The sequence below is a fragment of the Chryseobacterium sp. SIMBA_029 genome (genome assembly GCF_046535275.1).
GTDB lineage: Bacteria > Bacteroidota > Bacteroidia > Flavobacteriales > Weeksellaceae > Chryseobacterium.
Map to the genome: position 1 here is coordinate 1 of NZ_JAWRXA010000918.1, position 231 is coordinate 231.

Sequence of the window (231 nt, forward strand, 5' to 3'; positions counted from 1 at the left end):
TTTGAGATACGTACATGTTTTGGCGTATTCAACCAGCTGATCAGGATCTCTATACATGTCTTCTGACAAAATATGCAGGGTGATGCCGCTGATTAAGGCGGTATACACTGCGGTATATCCCAAGTCAAATGCGTACGACGACAGTAAGGCTGTCTCATCATTAGACGTAATGTCCGCTTTCTTTATCATCGCTTGGCAATAATTGATCAAGCTTGAATGCGGGACCATGAC

1 protein-coding gene is annotated in these 231 nt (G+C 43.7%); it reads right to left on the reverse strand.

The window, feature by feature from the left end:
• Nucleotides 1-228 (reverse strand): hypothetical protein (locus SB679_RS26500; protein ID WP_410705432.1); only part of this gene is annotated, 228 nt, incomplete at its 3' end.
• Between the last annotated feature and the right edge of the window lie 3 nt (nt 229-231).